The 24,914-nt window shown below is 55.9% G+C and carries 19 protein-coding genes, 3 pseudogenes and 1 other annotated feature; of the genes and pseudogenes, 13 read left to right on the top strand and 9 right to left on the bottom strand.

The window, feature by feature from the left end; all coding sequences use genetic code 11:
- The first annotated feature begins 735 nt into the window (after positions 1-735).
- The 3 genes from MRBLRC7O_RS24875 to MRBLRC7O_RS24865 all read left to right on the top strand — a co-directional run bounded on the left by MRBLRC7O_RS24875 (position 736) and on the right by MRBLRC7O_RS24865 (position 3,357).
- Positions 736-1,188, top strand: a complete 453-nt coding sequence (locus MRBLRC7O_RS24875) for a hypothetical protein (protein ID WP_020808216.1) — start codon at positions 736-738, stop codon at positions 1,186-1,188.
- A 797-nt stretch (positions 1,189-1,985) separates the two neighbouring features.
- On the top strand, positions 1,986-2,243 hold the full coding sequence (locus MRBLRC7O_RS24870; protein ID WP_112540372.1) for a hypothetical protein: 258 nt from the start codon (positions 1,986-1,988) through the stop codon (positions 2,241-2,243).
- Positions 2,244-2,982: 739 nt separating this feature from the next.
- Positions 2,983-3,357, top strand: a complete 375-nt coding sequence (locus MRBLRC7O_RS24865) for a VOC family protein (protein ID WP_080865324.1) — start codon at positions 2,983-2,985, stop codon at positions 3,355-3,357.
- 12 nt (positions 3,358-3,369) lie between these two features.
- On the opposite strand, the gene MRBLRC7O_RS24860 is transcribed toward MRBLRC7O_RS24865, so the two are convergent.
- Positions 3,370-4,518, bottom strand: a complete 1,149-nt coding sequence (locus MRBLRC7O_RS24860) for a site-specific integrase (protein WP_162697699.1) — start codon at positions 4,516-4,518, stop codon at positions 3,370-3,372.
- Between the two features lie 670 nt (positions 4,519-5,188).
- Between MRBLRC7O_RS24860 and MRBLRC7O_RS24855 the strand changes: the two genes are divergently transcribed.
- Positions 5,189-6,277 carry a helix-turn-helix transcriptional regulator gene (locus MRBLRC7O_RS24855; protein WP_112540374.1) on the top strand — a complete coding sequence of 363 codons (1,089 nt, stop codon included), beginning with the start codon at positions 5,189-5,191 and terminating at the stop codon, positions 6,275-6,277.
- Positions 6,278-7,011: 734 nt separating this feature from the next.
- A pseudogene (locus tag MRBLRC7O_RS24850) lies at positions 7,012-7,428 on the top strand (IS3 family transposase); the annotation flags it as partial.
- A 6-nt stretch (positions 7,429-7,434) separates the two neighbouring features.
- Here the strand turns inward: MRBLRC7O_RS24850 and MRBLRC7O_RS24845 are convergent.
- The 4 genes from MRBLRC7O_RS24845 to MRBLRC7O_RS24830 form a co-directional block, all read right to left on the bottom strand.
- Positions 7,435-8,919, bottom strand: a complete 1,485-nt coding sequence (locus MRBLRC7O_RS24845) for a recombinase family protein (RefSeq protein WP_367727729.1) — start codon at positions 8,917-8,919, stop codon at positions 7,435-7,437.
- Positions 8,920-8,931: 12 nt separating this feature from the next.
- Positions 8,932-9,081 carry a hypothetical protein gene (locus tag MRBLRC7O_RS24840; RefSeq protein ID WP_246726104.1) on the bottom strand — a complete coding sequence of 50 codons (150 nt, stop codon included), beginning with the start codon at positions 9,079-9,081 and terminating at the stop codon, positions 8,932-8,934.
- Entirely contained in the window at positions 9,071-9,268 is a 198-nt protein-coding gene (locus MRBLRC7O_RS24835; protein WP_034498060.1) for a hypothetical protein, read from the bottom strand. The genes MRBLRC7O_RS24840 and MRBLRC7O_RS24835 overlap by 11 nt, the downstream gene beginning before the upstream one ends.
- A gap of 451 nt (positions 9,269-9,719) precedes the next feature.
- A protein-coding gene (locus MRBLRC7O_RS24830) for an IS630 family transposase (protein ID WP_367727728.1) occupies positions 9,720-10,663 on the bottom strand; the annotation gives its coding sequence in 2 pieces (ribosomal slippage) (positions 9,720-10,327 and positions 10,327-10,663; 945 coding nt in all).
- A 336-nt stretch (positions 10,664-10,999) separates the two neighbouring features.
- On the opposite strand from MRBLRC7O_RS24830, the gene MRBLRC7O_RS24825 reads away from it, so the two are divergent.
- The 4 genes from MRBLRC7O_RS24825 to MRBLRC7O_RS24810 all read left to right on the top strand — a co-directional run bounded on the left by MRBLRC7O_RS24825 (position 11,000) and on the right by MRBLRC7O_RS24810 (position 18,395).
- Positions 11,000-15,511: a beta strand repeat-containing protein gene (locus tag MRBLRC7O_RS24825; RefSeq protein WP_367727727.1), complete on the top strand. Its 4,512-nt coding sequence runs from the start codon at positions 11,000-11,002 to the stop codon at positions 15,509-15,511.
- 11 nt (positions 15,512-15,522) lie between these two features.
- Entirely contained in the window at positions 15,523-16,122 is a 600-nt protein-coding gene (locus MRBLRC7O_RS24820; protein WP_112540378.1) for an invasion associated locus B family protein, read from the top strand.
- A gap of 89 nt (positions 16,123-16,211) precedes the next feature.
- Positions 16,212-17,285, top strand: a complete 1,074-nt coding sequence (locus MRBLRC7O_RS24815) for a MerR family transcriptional regulator (RefSeq protein WP_162729621.1) — start codon at positions 16,212-16,214, stop codon at positions 17,283-17,285.
- 519 nt (positions 17,286-17,804) lie between these two features.
- Positions 17,805-18,395 carry an invasion associated locus B family protein gene (locus MRBLRC7O_RS24810; RefSeq protein ID WP_162706284.1) on the top strand — a complete coding sequence of 197 codons (591 nt, stop codon included), beginning with the start codon at positions 17,805-17,807 and terminating at the stop codon, positions 18,393-18,395.
- Positions 18,396-18,430: 35 nt separating this feature from the next.
- On the opposite strand, the pseudogene MRBLRC7O_RS24805 reads toward MRBLRC7O_RS24810, so the two are convergent.
- Positions 18,431-18,889 (bottom strand): annotated as a pseudogene (locus tag MRBLRC7O_RS24805) (IS630 family transposase); the annotation flags it as partial.
- Between the two features lie 32 nt (positions 18,890-18,921).
- Between MRBLRC7O_RS24805 and MRBLRC7O_RS24800 the strand changes: the two are divergent.
- Positions 18,922-19,053 (top strand): annotated as a pseudogene (locus MRBLRC7O_RS24800) (transposase); the annotation flags it as partial.
- Between the two features lie 661 nt (positions 19,054-19,714).
- Here the strand turns inward: MRBLRC7O_RS24800 and tnpC are convergent.
- The 3 genes from tnpC to tnpA form a co-directional block, all read right to left on the bottom strand.
- Positions 19,715-21,292: an IS66 family transposase gene (gene tnpC / locus MRBLRC7O_RS24795; RefSeq protein WP_111797203.1), complete on the bottom strand. Its 1,578-nt coding sequence runs from the start codon at positions 21,290-21,292 to the stop codon at positions 19,715-19,717.
- A 69-nt stretch (positions 21,293-21,361) separates the two neighbouring features.
- Positions 21,362-21,715, bottom strand: a complete 354-nt coding sequence (gene tnpB, locus MRBLRC7O_RS24790; protein ID WP_135522033.1) for an IS66 family insertion sequence element accessory protein TnpB — start codon at positions 21,713-21,715, stop codon at positions 21,362-21,364.
- Positions 21,712-22,098, bottom strand: a complete 387-nt coding sequence (gene tnpA, locus MRBLRC7O_RS24785; RefSeq protein ID WP_112295772.1) for an IS66-like element accessory protein TnpA — start codon at positions 22,096-22,098, stop codon at positions 21,712-21,714. The genes tnpB and tnpA overlap by 4 nt, the downstream gene beginning before the upstream one ends.
- Before the next feature lie 74 nt (positions 22,099-22,172).
- On the opposite strand from tnpA, the gene MRBLRC7O_RS24780 reads away from it, so the two are divergent.
- The 3 genes from MRBLRC7O_RS24780 (at position 22,173) to MRBLRC7O_RS25540 (ending at position 24,914) form a co-directional block, all read left to right on the top strand.
- A protein-coding gene (locus tag MRBLRC7O_RS24780; RefSeq protein WP_367727734.1) for an IS3 family transposase occupies positions 22,173-23,287 on the top strand; the annotation gives its coding sequence in 2 pieces (ribosomal slippage) (positions 22,173-22,353 and positions 22,353-23,287; 1,116 coding nt in all).
- Positions 22,340-22,456 (top strand) — a sequence feature (AL1L pseudoknot). Its footprint overlaps the gene before it by 117 nt.
- Before the next feature lie 621 nt (positions 23,288-23,908).
- A complete protein-coding gene (locus MRBLRC7O_RS24775; RefSeq protein ID WP_367727726.1) occupies positions 23,909-24,433 on the top strand; it encodes a transposase DNA-binding-containing protein in 525 nt (174 codons plus the stop codon).
- A 76-nt stretch (positions 24,434-24,509) separates the two neighbouring features.
- Positions 24,510-24,914, top strand: a complete 405-nt coding sequence (locus tag MRBLRC7O_RS25540) for a transposase (protein WP_112540284.1) — start codon at positions 24,510-24,512, stop codon at positions 24,912-24,914.

The raw sequence follows: 24,914 nt of genomic DNA, 5'->3' as shown, positions 1-24,914 counted from the left end.
CACCTTTGCGGAGGATTGAAAGGTCCGGGCACAGCGTCAGCCCGTCGGGCTAAAGTCGACGCTTTGTGCGGACGGTAGAAAGTGGAGCTGATTTCGACGCCGTCAAGGTTGCAGGCGTACCGTTGAAGAGCTACCCCCTCCCCCGGGAACCTTTCCGCCGCCTTCCTGGGTATGAACCAGGCTGCCGTAGCGACTGCGATTGTCAGCAAATCGCGTCTTCTCTGCCTTGCGTTGCTGGGTCCAGTTCAATTGATGAGGAGCCTAGGCTCAGCTCGAAATCAGTTTCAGCTATGTTCACTTGGAAACCTTGTCAGCTGACAAGGTTCCACCGCGGTAATCTGGTCCCTAAGTCAGGTGGATTATCAAAATGTCGCGTCACTAGGAATCGGTGGATGCTCCGATCCGGAAAAACCTTGTCAGCTGACAAGGTTTTAGTGCTGCGCATTTCCCGCATCCGATCTGCGACCGCCACCGTCTATGGCAGGGGGTCATGGCAGACCGGCGTGCCGCCCGCCATTTATCACTTTATTTCCTGTTACGCAGCCATCCTTGGCAGCCAACCGTTCTCGAATGTAAAGATGGCGCCGAGCAGGCAGGCGTAGTTTATCTCTCACGAGGATGAGCAACAACAACTCGTGGCGGTTATGCCGGTGCGTGAACTTTGGGCCACACTGGAACATTTCGGCAAGGTCCATGATTTGAAAGGCAGGTGAAGCCGTGAAGGGAGAGGATGTCATGTCTAACGCGAAATCAACGGGCGGTGAGCGTGTCGAAAACACCGGCACGACCGATAACCGCCTTGGCTATTCGGTTAAAAGCCGGGCCCAGTTTGACAATGCAACCGAGATAGCGCGCAGAACGGACATCGATGAAAGCCTCAACGTTTATCGTCTTGAACCTATCGCTGCACCGGACGACCCACGTTGGCAGAATGCCCCCGCCCCCGGAACCGTCGTTGTCGCCGCACGGACTGCGGGCGACGCAAGAGGTGTCGCGGCAGGTGCCGAACTGGATTTTATGGAAGTCGACTCGCTTCTCGCAGAAGACGTTTTGACGTTGAATGCGAGTGCCTTCAGAAATGAGAAGCTCTATACGGTGATTGAGGTGGAACACGGCAGACAAGGTTTGTTGAGTGGAGTGATGGACGGCGAAGTCCGTGTCGATACCATCAAATCAACGCAGCTCTGAGGCATTCCCACGCTGAGGGCGGGGAAATGCGCCGGCCCCACCGCTTTCATTGGCGCCTCAAGGCCGTGATCCAGCAGCTTTCAGTGATCGCTGCTCTGCCCCAGCGCATTGAGGCACCCCGCTCCTGTCTCGGTTGGATGGCTGTTGCCTCGATCGGTGGGGCAATTGTTTGGCACCATTGGCACCGCTGCGGTCCGCCGCAGGGTTAGATATGACCGATGACGTACGATGCGAATTTTTCGCCTTTTCGAGACGGTTGCGGTCGAAGCCGTCCGGAATGGGAAGGAGAGGATCACCTTGCACAGTTTCGACGGTGACAACCTTCTCCTGCCGCTTGGTGCGGATGGCGCGTCGCATTGAAGGGTGCCTGCAGCGACCTGTCCGGCTCCCTGCCGTCGCCCCACGACCATTTGAGGATGAATTTCTCGGTTGTTGGCGTTGGCGGATGGCGAGCCATTACTCCAGCCCGCTCCGACAGGTTGAGAACTGGATATGCGGCGCTTCGGGAGCCTCGAAGCCGCATCTCCTTAGCCATGACGTCCCAACCGAACAGTCCGCAACCCGTTTAGGGGCCCTTGCCTGTCGCCTGAGGCACGCAGATGTGGAGCAACTGTCTCTGCCAAATACCGGGTGCAGCAGGGCGTCATTCGTGAGCGATCCCGTGCATTGAGGCACTTGTCCGGCATGTCTGGACGAGGATGCCGAGGAGGGGAGGGATCACTGCTGCCGACGGTCCTGGGCATGCGTAGAAGTCGTGGTCTGCCCCCGGCACGAGACTGGCCTCGAGATCAACTGCGATGATTGTTTCCGCAGTGGACTATTTCAGTTCCGGTTTACGTCTGATGGCGTCGCAGACTGTTTTGCTGCAACTGCGATGCGGTTGTCTCGGCGCGATCACAGACTTGCTGCAGACCGCCTCCTTGAGGGGCGAGGCCATCGGCAAGGGCGGGTCGGAGTTTGAACGAATCGAGACGGCAAGCCGCTTCCTCTGGTTACGAGGTCAGGAAGGCATGCCATACATCGCCACGCTTGGTCTACCACTGCCTTATGGGTAACGGCCACCGGCCACTGCAGGTACCGCAACGTTGATCAGCCTTCCACCGGCATGGCGAGGCGTGACTATAACGGCCATTGCAGACCTTATCTTTGAGGACATTTGCAATACGGCTCGACTCTCTGCCTCTGTTCGCGAGGCTTATTTGCAATTCGAGCGTGGATCAGTCCCTGATATCATCATGTGTCTCTACCAACTCGGGCGGCGTCAGTCCCCAATCTCCGTGCTGAAACCGAGTATCGGCAGTTGGCCCGCGGCATTGTCGACAGCCAAGACTGGCTGGGCACCGCTGGTCTGAGCGGCCGGCGAATTTCTGCCTGCCGGATTCGAGGTAAGGTTCCTGAGAGAGTCCGATGGAATCGTCGCCAAAGATTTCTCCTTTACTGTCGGCAGCTGCTGTTGATCAAACGCTTTCCGTCCTTCAAAACATGCGCGATTGACCGCATCTTCGAATTGCGTGCATCGTCGGAGCAGTCCAACCGTTATTTGACGACTGAAATGGTCGATTGAACGATCCTGCAGGACGGCGGGTTTATTTTGGGGGCCCAGAGCGGGACCCGGGATATCCGACCTATTTGCCACCAACGGTGGAGGCGAAACGGTGAACCTTGGTTTCTCGGCGGTACGGGTCGGGTTTTGCCCATGACCGCAATTGCCGAGATCTGAATTTAGAAGTTGGTTGTAGCAGCCAGCGAAAACTACACGGTTGATGACCAGGGAAACTTTATTGGAGATTTAGCATGTTTACCCACGTGATGATCGGTAGCAACGACTTGGAGCGAAGCAAAGCCTTCTACGATGCCACGTTTGCTGCACTGGGCGGCGAGCCCGGCAAAATGGACGCAAGAGGCAGGCTGATCTACGTTCACGAGGGCGGGCGGCTAATGGTCACGAAGCCAATAGACGGTGAGCCGGCGACTGCGGCAAACGGTGGGACGATAGGTATCGCCGCGGCGAGCCAGGATCATGTTTTAGCGTGGCACAAGGCTGGTGTCACGTATGGCGGCACAGCGATCGAGAGCCTGCCTGCGGAACGTCCGAACGGCGCCTTTGTCGCCTACCTCCGCGATCCGGACGGGAATAAACTCACCGCACGGACACAACCGACGAGATGAGTGTGTATGGCCTTACAGCATGCGGGCGGCCTTGCCGGTCCGGCGCGCGGCACTGTTGTAGTAACTGGAAGCCTGCTGAACCGATCGATGCCGTGACTGCTCCATGGCCTCTGGCAGAGGGATGCCGCGATTGGCGGCCTCGGTCAGGTAACCCGAACGCAGTCCGTGCGCCGAAAACTCCCCACTGTCCAACCCCGCCATCTCCGCCCGCTGCTTGAGGATCGCATTGACCGATTGCGGATCGAGCGCCCGCCGGGACACAGTACCCCAGCGCCCGATTCCCCTGAAGACGCTACCCTTGTCGATCCTGGCCGCCGCCAGCCAGGCATTCAACGCCTCGACCGGCCGCCCGGTGAGATAAACGACGTCGTCCTGCTCGCCGGTCGTTGTTTTGGTTCGACCAAGATGGATGGCAAGTGAGGGGAGGGGAGGACCGTCGGTCACCTCGATCGGTGGCTCGACTGTCAGCTGCTCGACGCGTAGCCCGGCGATCTCGCTGCGTCGACGGCCGCCGGAAGCAAAGGCGACCATCAGGATTGCCTTGTCGCGTAGATCGCGCAGGCTGTCTGCCTCGCACGTCGCCAGCAGCTTTGCCAGAACGTCGCCAGTGACGGCCTTTGCGCTCTTGCGCGCACGGGTTCGCGGAACGGCGCGCACGGCCAGTCGAATGGCTGATTTAAGGGCAGGGGAGGCGAAGGCACCCGAAAGGCCGCGCCACTTAGTCAATGTTGACCAGCTGGCCAGCCGGCGTCGCACCGTGTCAGGCGCGTGCGGGCCGACGGATTTCAGGAAACCCTGACGCCTTAGATTTTCGTCGACATCATCAGGCATGCCGTGGTTGGGGTCGCTGGCGCGCTTTTCCGGATCCCACAGATGATGGGCGACGAATTTGAGCAGCAACGCCTCGGGCGCCGGCCAGGGCAGGGACTGTCCGGTGGCAGCGAGACCCCAGGCCTCGAGATAGGCAAGATCAGACGTCAGGGCCCGGAGCGTATTGTCGCCCATGCCCTGATTGACGAGATGCCGCAGCGTCTCGATGTCATCATCGGTCAACAGCTCGGCAAGCTCGTCGCGACGTTCGAGCGGCAAAACGGACGCGATGGTATCGAGCTCTTCGGCGCGCTGCTCGACGGACGTGTGTGATGTCTTCGCTTTCGTCACGAGAGGCTCCGGAATCGCGGGTTTCGGCGGCCGCTGGCACCGTGATTTGCCCCGATTTTCCTCGATTTGCGCCGCGAAATCAACTACCATCGATAATTGGTACTTATCGATGGTTATGAACCCAGCCCAGATCCATACGCAGTAATGAATTTTAACTTCTGTATAGCTTTCATTTAGTTGTTTGTTAACCATGTTTTCAATGGGTTAGAGTTTAGCAAAAATGGCTGTGATTATATATTCTGGCGTAGGGGAGGACGCGATGGACACTGGGCAAGTTATTTCATCTGGATATCTCGACTTGTGCGACACGATGAAACGCGGTTCGCAAGGTCGACCGCTTCCTCCGCCTGGTACCCCTCCGGCTGGCACACAGCCGGCCCTGATTGTCACCTGCCCCTTGCGGATGTTCGTCAGAATGCAAATCGACATCGGCAATGAATGTTCATGATATGGTGTGTCACAAACAACGTGCCGGTCTCACAACGACCCCGGAAAGAGTACCAGCGCCTTCTCAATGAAGCTGGAGAACCCCAGCCTCTGCGGGTTCAGGGAGCGTGGGACGGTTCAAAAGTGGAATGGAATCTATGCCCGTCGGGCCCGACGATGGTCGTGGCCGCAAGTCAGGAATGTTTGGAAAGATGTAGTCAGCTGAAAAGCAGGAGACACTGGCGTGGACACGATCCATTTTTCCGAGAAGATGTATGAAGCAGCGCTGTTTCCGGAGCTATGGGTGTCGTTGCTTGATGAACTGGCGGCGGAGACCGGCTCGAGCTGCGGCGGCATTGGCGTCTACTGGCCGTATCCGAGAGGGATAACAACCAGCTACTTTCCCAACCGGGCGGACTGGCATCAGACAGCCGAAAGCCTGGAGCGGTGGACGAACTTCGTGCGTGCCAAAGGCTTGATCAATGCAGGTTTTACAGAGCTTGATCCGCTGGCAGGGGACTGGTCCGACATTGTTGATTTCCACGAGCGGATAGCTGGTCATATCGAGCGGGGCTATGGCGTGCAGACAGGCACGATCGTCGAGCTCTTCAACGGTGAGATCATTACGTTGGAATTCACACGTGAACGGGGCAAGCCTGCCTATGGAGGGGAGCTGATTGCCGGACTGAACACCTTAAGTCGTCCGTTTACACAATCGGTTCTGTTTGCGTCACGTCTGTATTTTGAAAGAATCCGTGACGGTATCGAAATGCTCAACAACGCAGGGATAGCCGCCGCATTTGTCTCCCGCAACCGCGAGCTGGTTTCAAGGAACGAGCTGTTCAGCGAGGCTGACAGATATCTTTTCTCGGGTTCATCTGGTCGCATTGAGTTGAGGGGCAATGACGCCTTGCGCAAAGCCTTCTCACAGGCGCTGGATCTCGCCTGGACCAAAGCTGTCAGTATTCCTGTACCGGCAGACGAGAACCGCGACGCGGCCGTGATCCAGATGATGCCACTCCACCGGGAGGCACGGCACATATTCTCCGGACAGGGTGCAATATTGATCCTGACACCGGTTGCAACCTCGCGAGGGCTGCCGTCTCCCGAACATGTCGCTGGGCTGTTCGGTCTGACAAAAGCTGAGTCCCGGCTGGCGCTTGCCTTGACATCCGGGCTCTCGCTTCGCGATTCCGCGGCAAATCAACGGATAACGTTCGGGACTGCCCGGGCATATCTGAATGCAATATTTTCCAAAACCGGCACAAACCAGCAGAGCGCTCTCGTCAGCATGTTGAAAAGCATACCTGCCGCTTCGACCCAGGCTCCTTAGCCTTCACAGTGGCCTTCAATTTTATTGGGCCCCTGTATAAGACCTAAGGCTGATTTCCTGTTCATCAGCGACACAATCTTTCTTCGCAACAAGAACAGCGTCGGCAGCCCGTCCAGGAGAGAGCCGGTCGCAGCAAGGGAAGGGGACTGCGACCGGCGACGGCAGGTGGTACTCTGCCGCTTGGAACCCTGGATATCTCGCAAATGCCAGTTTAGCGCCCAATCATTACCCCGGTGTCATCCGGTAGACGCTGTACCTCATAGTCGTCGCCAGCAATGTTCACATCAGATTCAATGCCGCGCGCCGCTTTATGCGAACATGCCAGGCGAGATCCATGATTTCGTCCGGACTGCAGTCCGGATGCAACCTGGACAATGCTGCAAACTCCCAGATCATAGCCTCTGTGCCGCGAAGATATCCTGGATTCCGCTCCAGTTCCTCAAGATCGGCCCAGGATCTTGGCCTTTCGAGTTTCAGGCGGGCCGCCGCGGCTGAAACCTCGGCTTCTGCTCAATGCTTCGTGTCAAGGAAGCGCGAGCCGAATGAGACTTGCTCCTGGCTGATGTCATTTGTTTTGTTTGTCAATTTGGCTGCCTGCGTGCATCGAGCGGGGATGCGGACGAAAACTTGGACCACCAGGAGGTAGTTCATGTATTCCTACGCAGACAGACTTCGAGCCGTTGAGCTTTACATCACGCTTGGCAAGCGGGTTAAGGCGACCATTCGCCAGTTAGGTTACCCGGCCCAATCAGGTATGGGCGATGGACCTGACCTATATCCCCATGGCGCGTGGTTTTGTCTACCTCTGCGCCGTCGTGGACTGGTTCAGCCATCGGGTTCTGTCGTGGCGATTATCGATCACGATGGAGGCGGGCTTCTGTATCGAAGCGGTCGAGGAAGCGCTGGCTCGCTATGGAAAGCCGGACATATTCAACACCGATCAGGGATCGCAGTTCACCTCCATCGACTTCACCGCCGTGCTGAAGAAGGCGGAAATCGCCATCTCGATGGATGGCAAGGGTGCGTGGCGGGACAACGTCTTCGTCGAACGGCTTTGGCGGTCGATCAAATACGAGGAGGTCTACCTTCACGCCTACAAGACCGTGTCCGAGGCCCGCGCGGGGATCGGTCGTTATCTGAACTTTTACAATCCTGTTTCATAACGCCCATCTTTCTATGTTGTTGAAGGGAATAAGCTTTCCTGATCTGGATGCGATCCTGTGGGGTGTCGGGGGTTCTGCCAGACGCGATCGAGGATCTGACGTGCTTGTGAGGTCGCGAGTTTCTGAAGATCCATGGGCCATCGGGTAGCGGATGAGTAGCCTTGTATCTGTTGTCGGTGCTGTCCAGACGGTGCGAAGGTTCCCCGCAAGGGCATTTACCTGTGAGGCGGACATGGGGAATGGCTGCGGTGTAACCGTCCGATGTTTGGCAATCCTGGCCTCGATCTCCCCGACGCGAGCGAGCGCCTTGTTCCAGCGTGCTTCGAGCTCCGAGGTCACCAGCCTGTTCTCCGGATCGGCCGCGTCATATTGCCGGAATGCCCTATCGGCGGCGTAGCGCGCCGCCTGGAGGTCACGCAGAAAGGCATCCTGAACCTGATCGCGTTGGCTGGCCATAGTACGTTCCGCCTCGACTGCGGCGGCAATAGCGCCTGGTTCCACCACGCCGAGCAGTGCCTCTTCGATCGCGTCATCGACCTGCAGACCGCCGAAAGCAATGCAGCGAGGCTCACCATTATCGAGCAGACCACGCCAGCAGGAATAGCGCGGAATGCTATGCTTGTTTCCGGTGTAGCGGACGGTCAGCTTTCGACCACACCTCTTGCAGCGGAAAAGGCCGGCAAGCAGAGCGTCGCCGTGCTTCGGCGCCCCGTGGTGGCGGCTGGCTGGCACATTGTCGCTCAACATCTTGCGGATCTCCTCCGCCCGTTCCCAACTGACGTAACCTTCATGTGCATCCGGGATCAGGGCAAGCCATTCATCACGCGTCTTGCGGCGAATTCCAGATCGGCCATCATATCCCGGCACGGAGCGACTCTTACCATAAGCGTATGCTCCGCCGTAGATCGGGTTCACAATCATCCGGTGGATGGTAGCATAATTTGGCCTGCGCCAGATGACGTCACCATTGGCGTACCTGACCGGCAGGTCCAGCCCCTGCTCGAGGAACCATAGCAGAGCCTGCCGCGCACTGCCGAGTTCGGCAACCTTGTCGAAGACAAGTGCGATGGCTTCCTGGATGCGTCGGTCGGGATCCTTCTCGATCCTGTCACCCGCCTTCACGAATCCGGCCGGGACGCTGACGATGAGTTCACCGCGGCGAGCCTTCTCATAGCGGGCGGAAAGGGAACGCTGACGCAAGAGATCGAGCTCATACTCGTTGAGGCTGCCCTTCAAACCCAAGAGCAGACGGTCGTTGCTCTGGCGGGGCGCATAAACCGCTTCCTGGTCGATCAGGATGGTATCAACAACACGGCACATCTCGATAAGTTGCTGCCAGTCCCGGCTGTTGCGGGCGAAGCGCGATACCTCACGCGCGGCCACGGCGCCAACCTTGCCAAGGCAGACTTCCGCCACCATCCGGTCAAATCCAGCGCGGGTCACGCCGCCGACGGCCGAACGACCAAGGTCGTCATCCACCGTGTCTATTTGTTACCATCCAAGCGCTGCCAGCCGGTCCCGCATGGCGTACTGCAGGGCGCTGCTTTCTCGATTGTGCAGAACCTGATGAGCTGATGACTGCCGAACATACAGGATGGCCTTCCGCTCCAGATGATGCGGCCCGATCTTCTCATGCATCATGGCCGGTCTCCTTCTGTTGGGAGACCGGCTCGCACCTTGCATGATCGACGAACAGTCGCACGATGAGAACCGTCAGTGCCTGACGGGTTTCCTCCGGCAACTCCGGCCATTGCGGCATCCCTGCCGTCTTTCCCCGCTGCGGGGCCGAGAACAGATCGAACTGGTATGTCATGGGCTGGTGAGGCATGGACATCTCTCCGACTCGTTTCGTGAGAGACCAATGCTGCGCCCATTATCGAAGATTGCGATGAGGCATCAGCGTCCTTCAACAATCTTGCCAAAATATGCAGGCTGCGAGATCGACGTGCGGAACCGACAGGCTGCGCCAGGATCCACTCACAGATCGGTCGAACATCCACGACGGGACTTCAAGAAGTCGATCAGAGGAAGCACCAGAAAGACTGCAGCGGAAAATATGCGTCCCTTTGGACAGCGCCTCATGGACGTGAACGAGCCGCCCCGACCAGGGATGCCACGGATACAAAAGCTCGCGAACCTCGGTCCCGTGGGTGTTCTGTCGTCGTGTTGTACAACACTCGACGTCCACATTCATCTCTTGACCGGCAGACGCCGGATCAGGCTTACTTCAAAGCGCTGGCACCGATGATGGTGGCGGCATAATCTAGAGCAGATCCTGTTCAATCCGGGTCATAGCCTGCAGCCCTGAAGTAGTTTGCGCATTCCTCCGATGTGAATCGGGGGATCAATGTGCCGACGGCATCCCATAGGGCGTCGATTTTCCGCTCCGCCCGAGCCCGTAGCATAGCTTTCAATTTCGAGAATGCGTTTTCGATGGGATTAAAGTCGGGACTATAGGGTGGCAGGAACATGAGTTTGGCGCCCGCGCGCTCGATGGCGTCGCGCACCCCGGCTGCCTTGTGGGCCGGCAGGTTATCCATAACGACGACGTCGCCGGTCTGAAGGGTCGGCGAGAGCACTTGCTCGACATAGGCCAGGAAGACATTGCCGTTCATCGCTCCATCATAAACGAAGGGTGCGGTCATGCCTGTGAGGCGGAGCGCGCCGGTGAATGTCGTTGTTTTCCAGTGGCCATGCGGCACGCCAGCTCGGCAACGCTCACCTCGAATGGCACGCCCTCGCAGACGCGCCATCTTCGTCGAGAGGCCGGTTTCGTCTATAAAGATCAGCTTCTCCGGATCGAGGTCGAGCTGCCCTTCAAACCAGGCTCGCCGCCGTTTCAGGACGTCCGGCCGGTCTTGCTCCAATGCATGTGCGGACTTTTTTTAAACGTCCAGCCGCGGCCCCGCAGCCAGGCGCCGAGCGCGCTTCGGCTGATACCTACCTGCCGCTCAACAGACAGACGCTCGACCATTTCATCGAGCGTCACGTCCTTCCGGTCGTCGATCATGACCACGACAAACGTCTCATGTGCATCAAGGACCGATGGCCGTCGCCAGCCTTGCGGCCGGGACGTAGGTTCACCGTCACTCGCTCGTGCGATCCACCGGATCGCCGTCGAAATCCCAACCCCGAACCGCGCCGCCGACTGGCGCGCAGACATGCCCGCCGCAGACGCTTTTAACACGCGTAGTCGAAGATCATCGCTCAGTGCTCGTCCCATCAGCCACCTCTTTCGCTGTGGATATTGAATCAGCTTCCGCTCGCCCCGTCACTTCACAATCGATTCATCGATCACAGGATCTGCTCTAGGCGGAAATCTACTTAACTAAACGCCGAAACTGTTCAAACAAACCGAGCCACCTCTCTAACTCTAACAGACATATGACGTTTTGCTGTTTGAAATCGCAAAGTAAAAGCGACGACGGGTACGCCCGCACCCACGTTAACGCGAGATCCAAACGAACAAAAAAGACTTGACTATGACCCTACGTAATACCTTAGCAGCCAAAAAGAAGTGACACGACTGTGGCTGTCAAGTAGCGAATTGGAGAGTTAGATGTTTGATAAAAAACCAGCATTTCCTGTCAGATTATTTGATCGCGGCGCACCATTCGTTCTGGATGGGGGATTGGAGCCGGCTGTCAGTAAATCTCAACGTCGCCGCTTATTTGCACTGCTCAGAATGGCTCATCGTGTGATCGGATTGGTGAGGAGGCATCTTGGCGTAGGTCTCTTTGGTCCGAGTGCTGCATTAAAAGTTTCAGACCGCGCGAGGGTGGTGCTGCCGTTAGTTACGCGCAGCATTCACTTCTCGTCGGTTATAAGCCTCTTCTGTGCTAGTATTATCATCCGTCCTGAGGAGGTTCGGGCCGCGAAAGTTGACGTGTCATTTCCAGCTGGGGTCTTGAATACTTGCATTAGCCAAGCGAGTGGCACTGTGTACCGCGTAAATCATGGCAATACAAACAATGCGACAGCGGGAGGTATTATGCCTGGAAGCGGACCCGGGACCTACGGATGGGTGTCGGGTTGTGCCACTATTGGTACCGGTCTTGGATATACTGTCTTGGGAAGTTTCGCCAATGGTGGAAATTTCACAGGTGTTACCGCAATTGGACTGGGTGCGAGAGCGGGCGCGAATTTTGCCACGGCAGTTGGCGTCGAGTCGGTTGCTACGGGAGAAGCCAGTTCCGCTTACGGTACAGGTAGCATTGCTTCCGCCAATAATGCGATTTCAATTGGTGGGGGCGGCGCGGCCAAATTAGGAGCCAATCTTTCCACACGAGCAACCGCAAACGGCGCGATAGCAATTGGCGTCAATGATACCTCTGGAGCCGCTGCCACAGCTGTGAATGCAATTGCGTTGGGGCCCCAATCGCTAGCTGCGAGGGACGGTGCAGTCGCTATTGGGCTGGCGGCTGCAGCAAATGGCAATGTGGGCGACATTGCTCTCGGCTCCAATTCTACGACGCAATTGGTGGTGAACACTACAGGGACAAATATAAACGGTGCATCTTACAGTTTCGCGGGTTCAAATGCGACGAGTACGGTAAGTATCGGTAGCAGTACTGCCCCGCGCACAATGACCAATCTCGCCGCCGGCAGGCTTGCGGCCACCTCGACGGACGCGATAAATGGAAGCCAGCTGTTCTCCACCAATCAGGCGGTCGAAGCTGTAGGCAACCGGGTTACGAAGAACGAAGGCGACATATCGAGCCTGCAAACCGGCCTTGCCACCACAAACACCAACGTGACCAATTTGGGTAACCGGGTCACGACGGTTGATGATCGGGTCACTAATCTGAGCCAGACTATTGGCAGCGGGGCGATCGGCCTTGTCCGCCAGAATGGTGCAGACGCGCAGTTGACAGTCGGGGCAGAAACGGGTGGCACGAACGTCAATATGGCAGGCACCTCCGGCAACAGAACCGTTTCCGGTGTAGCGACGGGTGTAGTTGCGGCCACCTCGACGGACGCGATAAATGGAAGCCAGCTGTTCTCCACCAATCAGGCGGTCGAAGCTGTAGGCAACCGGGTTACGAAGAACGAAGGCGACATATCGAGCCTGCAAACCGGCCTTGCCACCACAAACACCAACGTGACCAATTTGGGTAACCGGGTCACGACGGTTGATGATCGGGTCACTAATCTGAGCCAGACTATTGGCAGCGGGGCGATCGGCCTTGTCCGCCAGAATGGTGCAGACGCGCAGTTGACAGTCGGGGCAGAAACGGGTGGCACGAACGTCAATATGGCAGGCACCTCCGGCAACAGAACCGTTTCCGGTGTAGCGACGGGTGTAGTTGCGGCCACCTCGACGGACGCGATAAATGGAAGCCAGCTGTTCTCCACCAATCAGGCGGTCGAAGCTGTAGGCAACCGGGTTACGAAGAACGAAGGCGACATATCGAGCCTGCAAACCGGCCTTGCCACCACAAACACCAACGTGACCAATTTGGGTAACCGGGTCACGACGGTTGATGATCGGGTCACTAATCTGAGCCAGACTATTGGCAGCGGGGCGATCGGCCTTGTCCGCCAGAATGGTGCAGACGCGCAGTTGACAGTCGGGGCAGAAACGGGTGGCACGAACGTCAATATGGCAGGCACCTCCGGCAACAGAACCGTTTCCGGTGTAGCGACGGGTGTAGTTGCGGCCACCTCGACGGACGCGATAAATGGAAGCCAGCTGTTCTCCACCAATCAGGCGGTCGAAGCTGTAGGCAACCGGGTTACGAAGAACGAAGGCGACATATCGAGCCTGCAAACCGGCCTTGCCACCACAAACACCAACGTGACCAATTTGGGTAACCGGGTCACGACGGTTGATGATCGGGTCACTAATCTGAGCCAGACTATTGGCAGCGGGGCGATCGGCCTTGTCCGCCAGAATGGTGCAGACGCGCAGTTGACAGTCGGGGCAGAAACGGGTGGCACGAACGTCAATATGGCAGGCACCTCCGGCAACAGAACCGTTTCCGGTGTAGCGACGGGTGTAGTTGCGGCCACCTCGACGGACGCGATAAATGGAAGCCAGCTGTTCTCCACCAATCAGGCGGTCGAAGCTGTAGGCAACCGGGTTACGAAGAACGAAGGCGACATATCGAGCCTGCAAACCGGCCTTGCCACCACAAACACCAACGTGACCAATTTGGGTAACCGGGTCACGACGGTTGATGATCGGGTCACTAATCTGAGCCAGACTATTGGCAGCGGGGCGATCGGCCTTGTCCGCCAGAATGGTGCAGACGCGCAGTTGACAGTCGGGGCAGAAACGGGTGGCACGAACGTCAATATGGCAGGCACCTCCGGCAACAGAACCGTTTCCGGTGTAGCGACGGGTGTAGTTGCGGCCACCTCGACGGACGCGATAAATGGAAGCCAGCTGTTCTCCACCAATCAGGCGGTCGAAGCTGTAGGCAACCGGGTTACGAAGAACGAAGGCGACATATCGAGCCTGCAAACCGGCCTTGCCACCACAAACACCAACGTGACCAATTTGGGTAACCGGGTCACGACGGTTGATGATCGGGTCACTAATCTGAGCCAGACTATTGGCAGCGGGGCGATCGGCCTTGTCCGCCAGAATGGTGCAGACGCGCAGTTGACAGTCGGGGCAGAAACGGGTGGCACGAACGTCAATATGGCAGGCACCTCCGGCAACAGAACCGTTTCCGGTGTAGCGACGGGTGTAGTTGCGGCCACCTCGACGGACGCGATAAATGGAAGCCAGCTGTTCTCCACCAATCAGGCGGTCGAAGCTGTAGGCAACCGGGTTACGAAGAACGAAGGCGACATATCGAGCCTGCAAACCGGCCTTGCCACCACAAACACCAACGTGACCAATTTGGGTAACCGGGTCACGACGGTTGATGATCGGGTCACTAATCTGAGCCAGACTATTGGCAGCGGGGCGATCGGCCTTGTCCGCCAGAATGGTGCAGACGCGCAGTTGACAGTCGGGGCAGAAACGGGTGGCACGAACGTCAATATGGCAGGCACCTCCGGCAACAGAACCGTTTCCGGTGTAGCGACGGGTGTAGTTGCGGCCACCTCGACGGACGCGATAAATGGAAGCCAGCTGTTCTCCACCAATCAGGCGGTCGAAGCTGTAGGCAACCGGGTTACGAAGAACGAAGGCGACATATCGAGCCTGCAAACCGGCCTTGCCACCACAAACACCAACGTGACCAATTTGGGTAACCGGGTCACGACGGTTGATGATCGGGTCACTAATCTGAGCCAGACTATTGGCAGCGGGGCGATCGGCCTTGTCCGCCAGAATGGTGCAGACGCGCAGTTGACAGTCGGGGCAGAAACGGGTGGCACGAACGTCAATATGGCAGGCACCTCCGGCAACAGAACCGTTTCCGGTGTAGCGACGGGTGTAGTTGCGGCCACCTCGACGGACGCGATAAATGGAAGCCAGCTGTTCTCCACCAATCAGGCGGTCGAAGCTGTAGGGAGCAAGATAGATCAAGTCGTGAACGCAACGAACAACACGATCCAATACGATATCGATCAACGAGGAACTAGACGAAACTCAGTAACCCTCCAAGGCGGAGACGTTAACAATCCTGTCGTGCTGTCTAATGTCGCAGTTGGCAGCAAAGATACCGACGCTGTCAATCTTAGCCAGATGCGAGATTCTTCCAAAGACACCTTATCGTCTGCAAATGAATACACTGATGCAAGGTCGCAACAAATTGTATCGCAGGTACAGACCCACGTTAAAGGCTATGTCGAAAATGCATCAACAGGAATATTAGACGAAGCTAAGAAGCATACCAACGATAGATTCAACTTGCTAAGTGGTGAGATCAGCGGCGTTCGCCGTGAGGCCCATCAGGCGGCAGCTATCGGACTCGCTGCTGCGTCTTTGCGTTTCGACGACCGTCCGGGTAAGCTTAGCGCAGCTATAGGAGGAGGTATGTGGCGTGGGGCAGGGGCAGCTGCGTTTGGTCTAGGATACACGAGCCCAGATCAGCAAATGCGCTTCAATGTTTCCGCAACCACTGGTGGTGGTGATTGGGGCGTAGGTGTCGGGATGAGCTTTACACTTAACTAAGGGCGCTAATCATGTTTTTTAAGGCCAGTAAAAGCGACCTTTCACTCCTCCTCATTCTGGCTGTCGTGGGCTTTTTCGGAAGTCACGGCGCTGTTTTTGGGGAGACGGGGGACAGTGAACTTGATACTCAGGCAACTGTCGTGAACACCTCCGAAGTCACTCTTCCGGAAGGTGTTCCCGACGGTCAATATCGTAGAATAATACAGCCGTTTCGGAGCTGGACAATGATTTGTGATGAAAATCTGCTCCATAAGAGAAAGACCTGTAATATATCACAATCCATTGAAGATACATCTGGTAATACTATATTTAGCTGGACATTGGCCGCCACGGAGGACGGACGACCTTTTTTTATCCTTCGAGTTCCCTTAGGCGTAAGCAATGCTGGTCAAATTTTCTTGGAGATTGCTGATGGCCACCAGAAAGTCGAACTGGCTATTAGCGGTTGCGATAGCACTATCTGCATTGGATACCAGAAAGTGGGGCCGAGATTGAAAAAGGCAATTTATGAGGGAGGAGAAATTGGGATTTTCTACATTGGGGGACTGTCCAAGCCGACACGGATTCGCGCACCATTGGCAGGCCTCAGCGAAGCGATTGATAATCTCTGATCTCAAAATTGATGTTTCCCTGATGTTACTAGATAGAAATCCTCAGAAACCCAGAGATCCTTCACAGTCTTCGGAGTATGCATTTTGAGATGAAGCGAGAATTGTGGATTAGCGCGAGTCAATGTGCAAAGCGTCTTGGACTTACTGTACGTGCACTTCGAGTTTATGAAGAGTACGGTTTGGTTCGACCTAGGCGAACAGAAAAGAATTGGCGAGTTTATGGGTTGGAAGAGGTCGCGAGGCTCAATGAGATTCTCGCTCTAAAACGCCTGGGGTTGGGCCTGTCTCAAATTGGGAAAATACTGACGGGGAAATCGACTGACCTGCAGGAATTGTTGGATATTCAACGTTTCTCTTTATCCGAAACGCGAAAGCAAGCGGATAAAAGCCTTGTCATGATTGATTCTTTAAGGGCGAAAATCAACAATAGAATGAGTCTGTCGGTTGATGATCTCCTAGAGTTGGCTCGTGATACACACAATGGGAGCGGCATAGAGGCCAGTTCAATGTGGAAACGCTATGAACAATCCCGCCCCAGAACGGAAGTCCCTTTGGATCCTGCGACCTTTAGTGATTACGCCGGGTTCTACCGCAACTTTGATGACCTTGTGTTATCGGTGTTTGTTAGAAATGGAATGCTTTTCATACAGCTTACTGGGTCACCTGAACTACCGATGTTTCCAGAGAGTGTCGATAAGTTTTTTGCGAAAAATTTGCCCTTTCAAATAACGTTTTCGCGCTTGCCCAACGATGACATTTCAGAGGTCACTGTACACAGTAGCGGCCATGAGTGGCGTCTCCCTAAGGTAGATGAAGCTTATTTGAAGGAAACAGAGAGGCACATTGCATGGCGAGCAGAGAACAGAATTCCCATCGAAAACAGCGCGGTATTAGTTGAGGGCCTTATAATAAGTTGTCAGCAGGGTTTTTTAGATCATGACCGGTTTCATCCTGCCCTTATAGCGAGCTTGATCGTGTATTTCGATGCTCTGCATGCAAACCTGAAGGCGTTTGGGTCAGTAAAAAAAGTTGACTTCAAAGGAGTGAGTTCAAATGGATTGGATATATATGATGCCTCCTTTGAACACGGTTGCATGGAGTGCGGAATTAGGATCGGACAAGATGGACGCTTCGTAAATATTCATTTTCGTCCAATAATGTAATTAAAGCGTACCAAGAAGGTTTCCCCAAAGTGTACGAAATAATTACTTGATTGAAAAGGGAGGCGGCGGTTCGGTGGAGCGAAGTGATCAGATCTATTTGTCGATTATTTTTTCCAAATGCAACGCCGTCCGCTTTACGAGGGGAATATAGATTACACTTTGATTTGGTTGCTTTGGAAGGCCTGTCATAAGTCATCGAAGATCAAGCTTAAAACAGCGCACTTTCCGACTTCACGTGAGGATGGCCTGAGTGGTGACCCCTCCAGATAATAGGCATCAGCGAACTGTATAAAGTTCCCCTGATCCATAAATGGTCGCGCTATTGACCACCTCAATTATCGCTATGCGCTTCCGAATGACGACAAAAGCGCCAAGGGAGATTTACTGCTTTAAGTTGCGCATTAGGGATAAGCGAGGATAGCCCATCTCTCGCGCATTATCGCAAGTGCTGTCGAGGTCAGCACCGAAGGGAGTTTGTCAGCATTTCGCTGCAATTGTGAAATGAAATTGGAGCATATGATGAACATTATATTTTTTCGAGAGAACGTCAAAGGGCGAACCTTGGTTCGAATTGTGATCCTCAATCTAATCATTTTCGTTGTTCTCGCCACATTGGCGAGAGCACAAGATGCGAAAAGTGATAGGCGATCAGTACTTCCTTCTGGAGCATCGTCGCTAACCGAAACTTTTGAGGATTGGACAGTTTTTTGCGCTTCGACATATGATAAACCGCAGTGTGTAGTGTGGCAAACCCAAACGCAGGAGCAGAGCGGCCAGCATGTACTCGATCTTCGATTTGGCCCAGTGCAGCAAGGTGAAGTATATAATGGCGACCTTACATTGCCATTTGGTCTCGAATTTACTCGGGGCGTGACAGTTCAGCTGGATGATGGCCAGAACAGTAAGTCGTTCGCTTTCAAAACATGTCTTCCGGCGGGCTGTATTGTCCCGATCAATTTCCACAGGAACACATTTGATGAGATGCGTAAAGCTACAACTCTAAGGCTCGTTGCCGTTTCCATCGATCTACAGGTTATCCCGTTTACTGTATCTCTAAAGGGATTTGGCGCAGCATTCGATCGTGCAAGTGCGTTAGCGAAGGGTGAGTAATTGGCGAATATATTTGTTATACGCACCCTCAATGATCAGAACCCACTTGCCCATTCTCGTCGCCCGATGGACATGACGCGCCATGGTTGGTTTTCGAGCTTTCGCCAGGCATCGCAGCAATGGTCGACGATGTCGTCGTAGGATTTGAAGACGCGGTTTGAGAGCCAGTTGTCGCGCATGAACTGCCAGAGGTTTTCGACCGGGTTGAGTTCGGGCGACTTCGGCGGCAATGGGAGGATGGTGATGTTCTCGGGCACAATGAGAGTGTTGGACATGTGCCACCCTGCTTGATCCATGATGAGGATAGCATGCGCATCATGGGCCACATGACGCGATATCTCGGCGAGATGCTGGGTCATGGCGTGGGTGTCGCACCATGGCATTACGAGTGCTGCCGCCTTGCCAAACTTGGGGCAGATCGCGCCGAAGATGTAGGCTGATCGAGTTCGCTGGTCGTGCGGGGCGGAAGGCCTTGAACCGCGCCGGGTTTGCCGGAGGCTCCAACTTCTGAGAGAGTGGAGCCGATATGAGCAAGACAACGAACAAGTTTTCACCTGAAGTCCGCCAACGCGCCATCCGTATGGTGCTTGATCACGAGGCAGAGCACCCGTCGCGGTGGGCAGCCGTTTCATCTATTGCGGGCAAGATCGGTTGCTCGTAAGCGGCGTTCTGAGACCACGGTGTTTTTTATGAAGTACCGACATCTCACCTCATGAAGGTGTTAACGGTTTCATTGATAACCTATGTTCATGTCATACAAGCACTGCTAACTAAACGTACTGGTTATGCTTAGACGAAACGGCCTCGCATGCAGTTTTTTTTCATCAGATTCTTGATATTTGCCTCTTTAATTTCACTGACGGCTGTCTGGGCTCACGGCTTGGAGGGCGTTAAAACGAATCCTGATGGGGTTATATTCAATGTTTTATTCTACAGTATTTCGGGGTCAATCGCCTATTTCATCGTTCTTTTTCTGGCGTCATTTCTAGCCACAATAATCACTTCGAAGAACAATTTTCCTTTGAACTTCCACACTGTAATGCTGGCTGATACAGTTTTCTCGTACGCATTTATATTGAGCTCTTCGTGGCTTTTTTTGATGCAGAGCGCGAGTAGTGTTTCTGTAGGGGGAAGCCAAGGGGAACAGGTCGTAAACGGCTTGTACACAGTTGTCGGATGGAAAAATGCTTCCTACAACGCCTGGGGCGCGATATGCTTCGCAATTGTGCTGCATTTCGCGTTTTTCATTCATAACTATATTTCAACAAGAAATCAGTCGACAGCAGAATGATAAATGTAGGCTGTCTCGGCGAGATGGCCTATTTATCAGCATAGTTCCACGGCAGCAGCTCATCGATCCGGTTCTGCTTATGGCCGTTGACGATGGCGGCGAGCGTTGCGGTCAGATAAGCCTGCGGATCGACGGCATTGAGTTTGCAGGTCTCGATGAGCGAGGCGATGGTCGCCCAGTTCTCTGCTCCAGCGTCATGGCCTGCGAAGAGCGCGTTCTTCCGGCTCAGGGCAATTGGCCGAATGGTCCGCTCGACGCTATTGTTGTCGATCTCGATGCGCCCGTCGGTCAGGAATAGTTGGAGACCATCCCAGTATTTGGCGATGTAGGCCAAGGCTTCGCCGAGCGGGGATTTTGCAGCGACACGGGCTCTGTTATGCGTGAGCCAAACCTGCATGTCGGCGACGAGCGGTGCAGACCGTTCCTTCCGTCCGGTCACGCGAGCCTCCGGATCAAAACCGCGCAATTCGGTCTCTATCCGATACAGCTCGCCGATCCGTTTGACGCCGTCCTCGGCAATCGGTCCTGAACCGTTGCGAGTTATCTCCACCAGCTTGCGACGAGCATGTGCCCAACAATAGGCAAGCCGAATGTCCGGGCCGACACGGTCAGGAGCGATCAGCCTGTTGTATCCGGCATATCCATCGACCTGCAGGATGCCGGAGAAGCCCTGCAATATCCGTTCGGCATGAATACCCCCGCGACCAGGCGTATAGGTGAAGGCGACGCCGGGCGGAGCACCGCCGCCCCACGGTCGGTCATCCCGCGCCAGCGCCCAGAAGTATCCAGTTTTGGTCTTGCGCGAGCCGGGATCGAGGACCGGAGCACGGGTCTCGTCCATGAACAGCTTGGTTGAGCGCTTCAGGTCGGCGATCAACGCATCGAAGACGGGACGCAGCTCATAGGCTGCTCGACCGACCCAGTCGGCGAGCGTGGACCGGTCGAGATCGACGCCCTGGCGACTCATGATCTGAGCCTGCCGATACAGCGGAAGGTGATCGGCATATTTAGAGACCAGAACATGGGCGACGGTCGCCTCCGTCGGCAATCCAGCCTGGATTAATCGCGCTGGAGCAGGAGCCTGAACGACGCCGTCGGTGCAGGAACGGCAGGCATATTTGGGACGGCGGGTGACCAAGACTCGGAACTGCGCCGGGACCACGTCCAACCGTTCGGAGACATCCTCCCCAATGCAATGCAGGCAACCGCCGCAGGCGCAGATCAGGCTTGCTGGCTCGATCACCTCTTCCACTCGGGGAAGATGTTTTGGAAGAGAACCACGATTGGTCGTGCGTGGCTTGGTCGTCCTAGTTCCAGCAGGAGTGTCCGCCTCATCCTCGGCATGGATGGCGGCCATGGCCGTTTCCAGGTCCTCCAATGCCAGATCGAACTGGTCGGGATCGGTCTTCTCGGATTTGCGCCCAAATGCTGCCTGCTTGAAGGCTGCGACCAGCTTCTCAAGCCGTTCGATCCGCTCGTCCTTGCGAGCGATATGCTCGTCCTTACTGGCTATCGCGACGTCCTTGGCCGTCTCGCGTGCCTGGGCTGCGATCAGCATCGCCTTCAGGGCAGCAACATCATCGGGAAGATTAGCAACGTCCAACATGGCCAGAGCCTACCAAAACCAAATCCGTTTTGCTTCCGGAATCTATCGTGCTGAGTCATCGTGTCGCAGCTATTCGATGGCGACCGGCGCTCTCGTTTCGACAGCCCGAACCCGCCTCCAATCAAGCCCGGCGAACAGTGCCTCGAACTGAGCGTGGCTCAATGTCATCAGGCCGTCCTTGATGCCAGGCCAGGTGAAGCTATGCTCTTCCAGCCTCTTGTACGCCAGCACGATGCCGGAACCATCCCAGTAGATCAGCTTCAGCCGATCTGCCTTGCGAGATCGAAACACGAAGACTGCTCCGGTAAACGGGTCCTTGTGCAGCTCGTTCTTCACCAGCGCCGCCAAGCCGTCATGACCCTTGCGGAAATCCACGGGTTTGGTTGCCACCATGATCCGCACGCGGTTCGAGGGGAAGATCATGTCGCCGCCACCAAGGCACGCGCGATGGCGGCGATCCGGGCAGCAGACGCACCTTCCTCAAGACGGATCGTGACAGGGCCCACGACAATCTCGGCGTGACCAACCGCTTTAGACGGAGGGTCCGAAACAGGTGGATCGACGATCACCGCCGCGAACTCTACCGCATCCTCTGGTGCTGGCAGGATCAACTTGCCCTGCCGCGCCATCGTCCGCCAGGTGGAAAGACTGTTCGCCCGCAATCCATAGCGCTGCGCAACTTCATTGACCGTCGTGCCAGGCCTCAGGCTTTCCGAAACGATCTTCGCTTTGATCTCGTCAGGCCATTGACGATGAACCTCACGCACAGGCTTCTTGGTTGTGAGAAACTCCAATGTACTCTCCATGGAGAAACTCCCGTTCTTCATCCATGGAATGTCGATCACAGATCAGGCGGAAGCGAGCAATGTGGGGATAGAACATCGGTTACGGTTGCTCGCCAGCCACGCTGCATGAATGGGTGAAGAAGACCGAGGTCGACAGCGGCAAACGAGCAGGCTTGCCGAGCGACGCGGCCGAGAAGATGAAGGCTCTGGAACGGGAGAACCGCGAGCTTCGTCAGGCCAACGAGATTTTGCGCAAGGCGTCTGCTTATTTCGCGATGGCGGAGCTCGACCGCCCCTTCAAACGATGATCTCGTTCATTGACGAACACCGTAGCGTGTTCGGGGTCGAGCCGATCTGCAGGCTTTTGCCGATTGCCCCATCAACCTACTACGAGAACGTCGCCAAGCGCCTGGATGTGGATCGTCTGTCGGTTCGCGCCCGCAGCGATATCGGCATGAAGATCGAGATACGCCGGGTGTTCAATGAGAACTTCCAGGTCTACGGCGTGCGTAAAGTCTGGCGGCAGTTACAACGCGAAGGCTACGACATCGCCCGCTGCACGGTCGCTCGGCTTATGAGGTCGATGAGCCTGCAGGGGATTATTCGAGGAAAGTCGGTCCGCACGACATTCTCGGACAAGGCAGCCCAGAGCCCGCTCGATCGGGTGAACCGCCAGTTCAAGGCTCCCGGGCCGAACAGACTCTGGGTTTCGGATTTCACCTATGTCGCCACCTGGCAGGGTTTCGTCTACGTGGCGTTCGTCATCGACGCCTTCGCGCGCCGGATTGTCGGCTGGCGGGTGAGCCGGACGGCGCATGCCGGGTTCGTCCTCGATGCCCTGGAGCAGGCCCTTCATGAGCGGCGTCCCGTTCATGGCGGCGGCCTCGTCCATCACAGCGATCGCGGTGTCCAATACGTCTCGATCAAGTATTCGGAGCGACTGGCCGAGGCGGGCATCGAGCCTTCTGTCAGAAGCGTCGGTGACTCTTACGACAACGCCCTCGCCGAAACGATCAACGGTCTCTACAAGGCCGAGGTCATTCATCGGCGCGGACCATGGCGGAGTTTCGAAGCGGTGGAATTCGCCACTCTTGAATGGGTCGACTGGTTCAACCACCGACGACTTCTGGAGCCCACCGGAAACATACCGCCAGCCGAGGCTGAAGAACGCTACTACGCCATGCTGGACGAACCAGCCATGGCCGCATAACTTAAACCAAACGGCCTCCGGCAAACCCGGCGCGGTTCACACATGTCCTCAAGCCTGCGCTTGAGCCTTTCTGCTTATGCCGACTGGAGCGGTGCATTGAGAACATTCCTCCCCTATCTGGAACGGCGGTCCCGACAGGGGAGGAAGGTGAGGCTGGTCGACGGAACCGCACAAACCTAGTTGTAATCTGTAGTTGCCCGACTTTACTAACTCGAACAAGCAACCAAGTCCGAGAAAAAATCTGCAACTTACAGACCCTCACGATTCGCAACGGTGGACTATGACGTTAGGTTCGGCGCAAGAACCAATTTGTTTCCCGCTGCGTTTACCGTATTGTGTAAGCCCACGGTGAAGCTTGCAATTATCCATAAGTCGCTGACTCGTTTACGAAAGGTTTTCGCTGAAATCTTGAATCGAAAGAATCACTTATAGCGCGACGATCAGGATGAGACGAGTCTCACCTTGATTGTCGCCGCGCATTAAGCGGTATTTTGTGTCGATTAGAGATGATGTGATGGCTGATAATGGCGGCCATTGGAGCAAGCAGGAAATTGACGCAGGGTCTTTCAAGGATGCTCGCCTTGGCCGACGCTGCGAACTATTACGACAGCTTGGAGACACATGGGCGGCTCTATTCTTTTCGCCTGTCAGGACTGGGCCAACACAAAAGCCGCCTATCGGTTTTTCCCAAGCCAAAATGTTGAGGGGGGCGATATCCTCAACGGCCATTTCGCCGCGACCGCTCAGCGTTATGATGCTGCCAAAGGTCCCATCCTGGTGCTGCAGGACACGACTGAATTTACCTATCAGCGCCGCAATCCACATGTCGTCGGCTTTACGAAGAGCGTCAACAGTGGCCGTAACAAACAGGAGCGGCTGCGCCACCATACGGTCTGCGGGATATTGATGCATTCGAGCCTGGCGGTGACCTTGGATGGGCTATCCTTGGGGTTGGCAGCCGTCAAGCTCTGGAGCCGCGACAAGTTCAAGGGTACAGCTCAGCTCAAACGCAAGATCAAACCGACACGTGTTCCGATCGAAACCAGGGAAAGCGTCCGCTGGCTCGAAAATCTGCGCCAATCCGTCGGGCTTCTCGGTCAGCCAGACCGATGCATTCACGTAGGCGATCGCGAAAGTGATATCTAGTAAGCGCGTAGGCCATCCCACGTATCTTTCGGACTGCTGATCGGCGATTTTCTGCATGAGTCATGCGGAGAATTCTATGAGCGACAGTGTGAATCACCCCCGAACCTTTGAGATTTTGACTGCGGAGCCCGTGCGAAGACGGAGCAGGCCGCGTGCCTGGTCGGATGACGAAAAGGCACGGATCGTCGCCGCGACGCTGCAGCCTGGGGCGAATGTCTCGGCGGTTGCCCGGTCTGAAGGCCTGGATCCCTCGCAGCTTTATGGGTGGCGTTGCAAGGCACTGGCATCGGGAGTTGTTGCGCCCCTGACGGAAGGAAAAGGCAAGCAGATCAAGTTCACGCGCGTTGAAACGGTAAGCAGCGGCTCGGTCGTTATTGCCATTGCCGATATGGTGGTGCGGGATGGCGGGCTCGATCCCTTCTTATGTGCCGGGCGAGATTATGTGGCGGATCCGTCCCTGCGCCAGCCGAGGCCCGTCTAA

This window comes from Agrobacterium radiobacter, assembly GCF_040801995.1.
Lineage (GTDB): Bacteria > Pseudomonadota > Alphaproteobacteria > Rhizobiales > Rhizobiaceae > Agrobacterium > Agrobacterium radiobacter.
The sequence above is the reverse complement of the archived record's forward strand: the minus strand, read 5'-3'. Positions and strand labels throughout refer to the sequence as shown.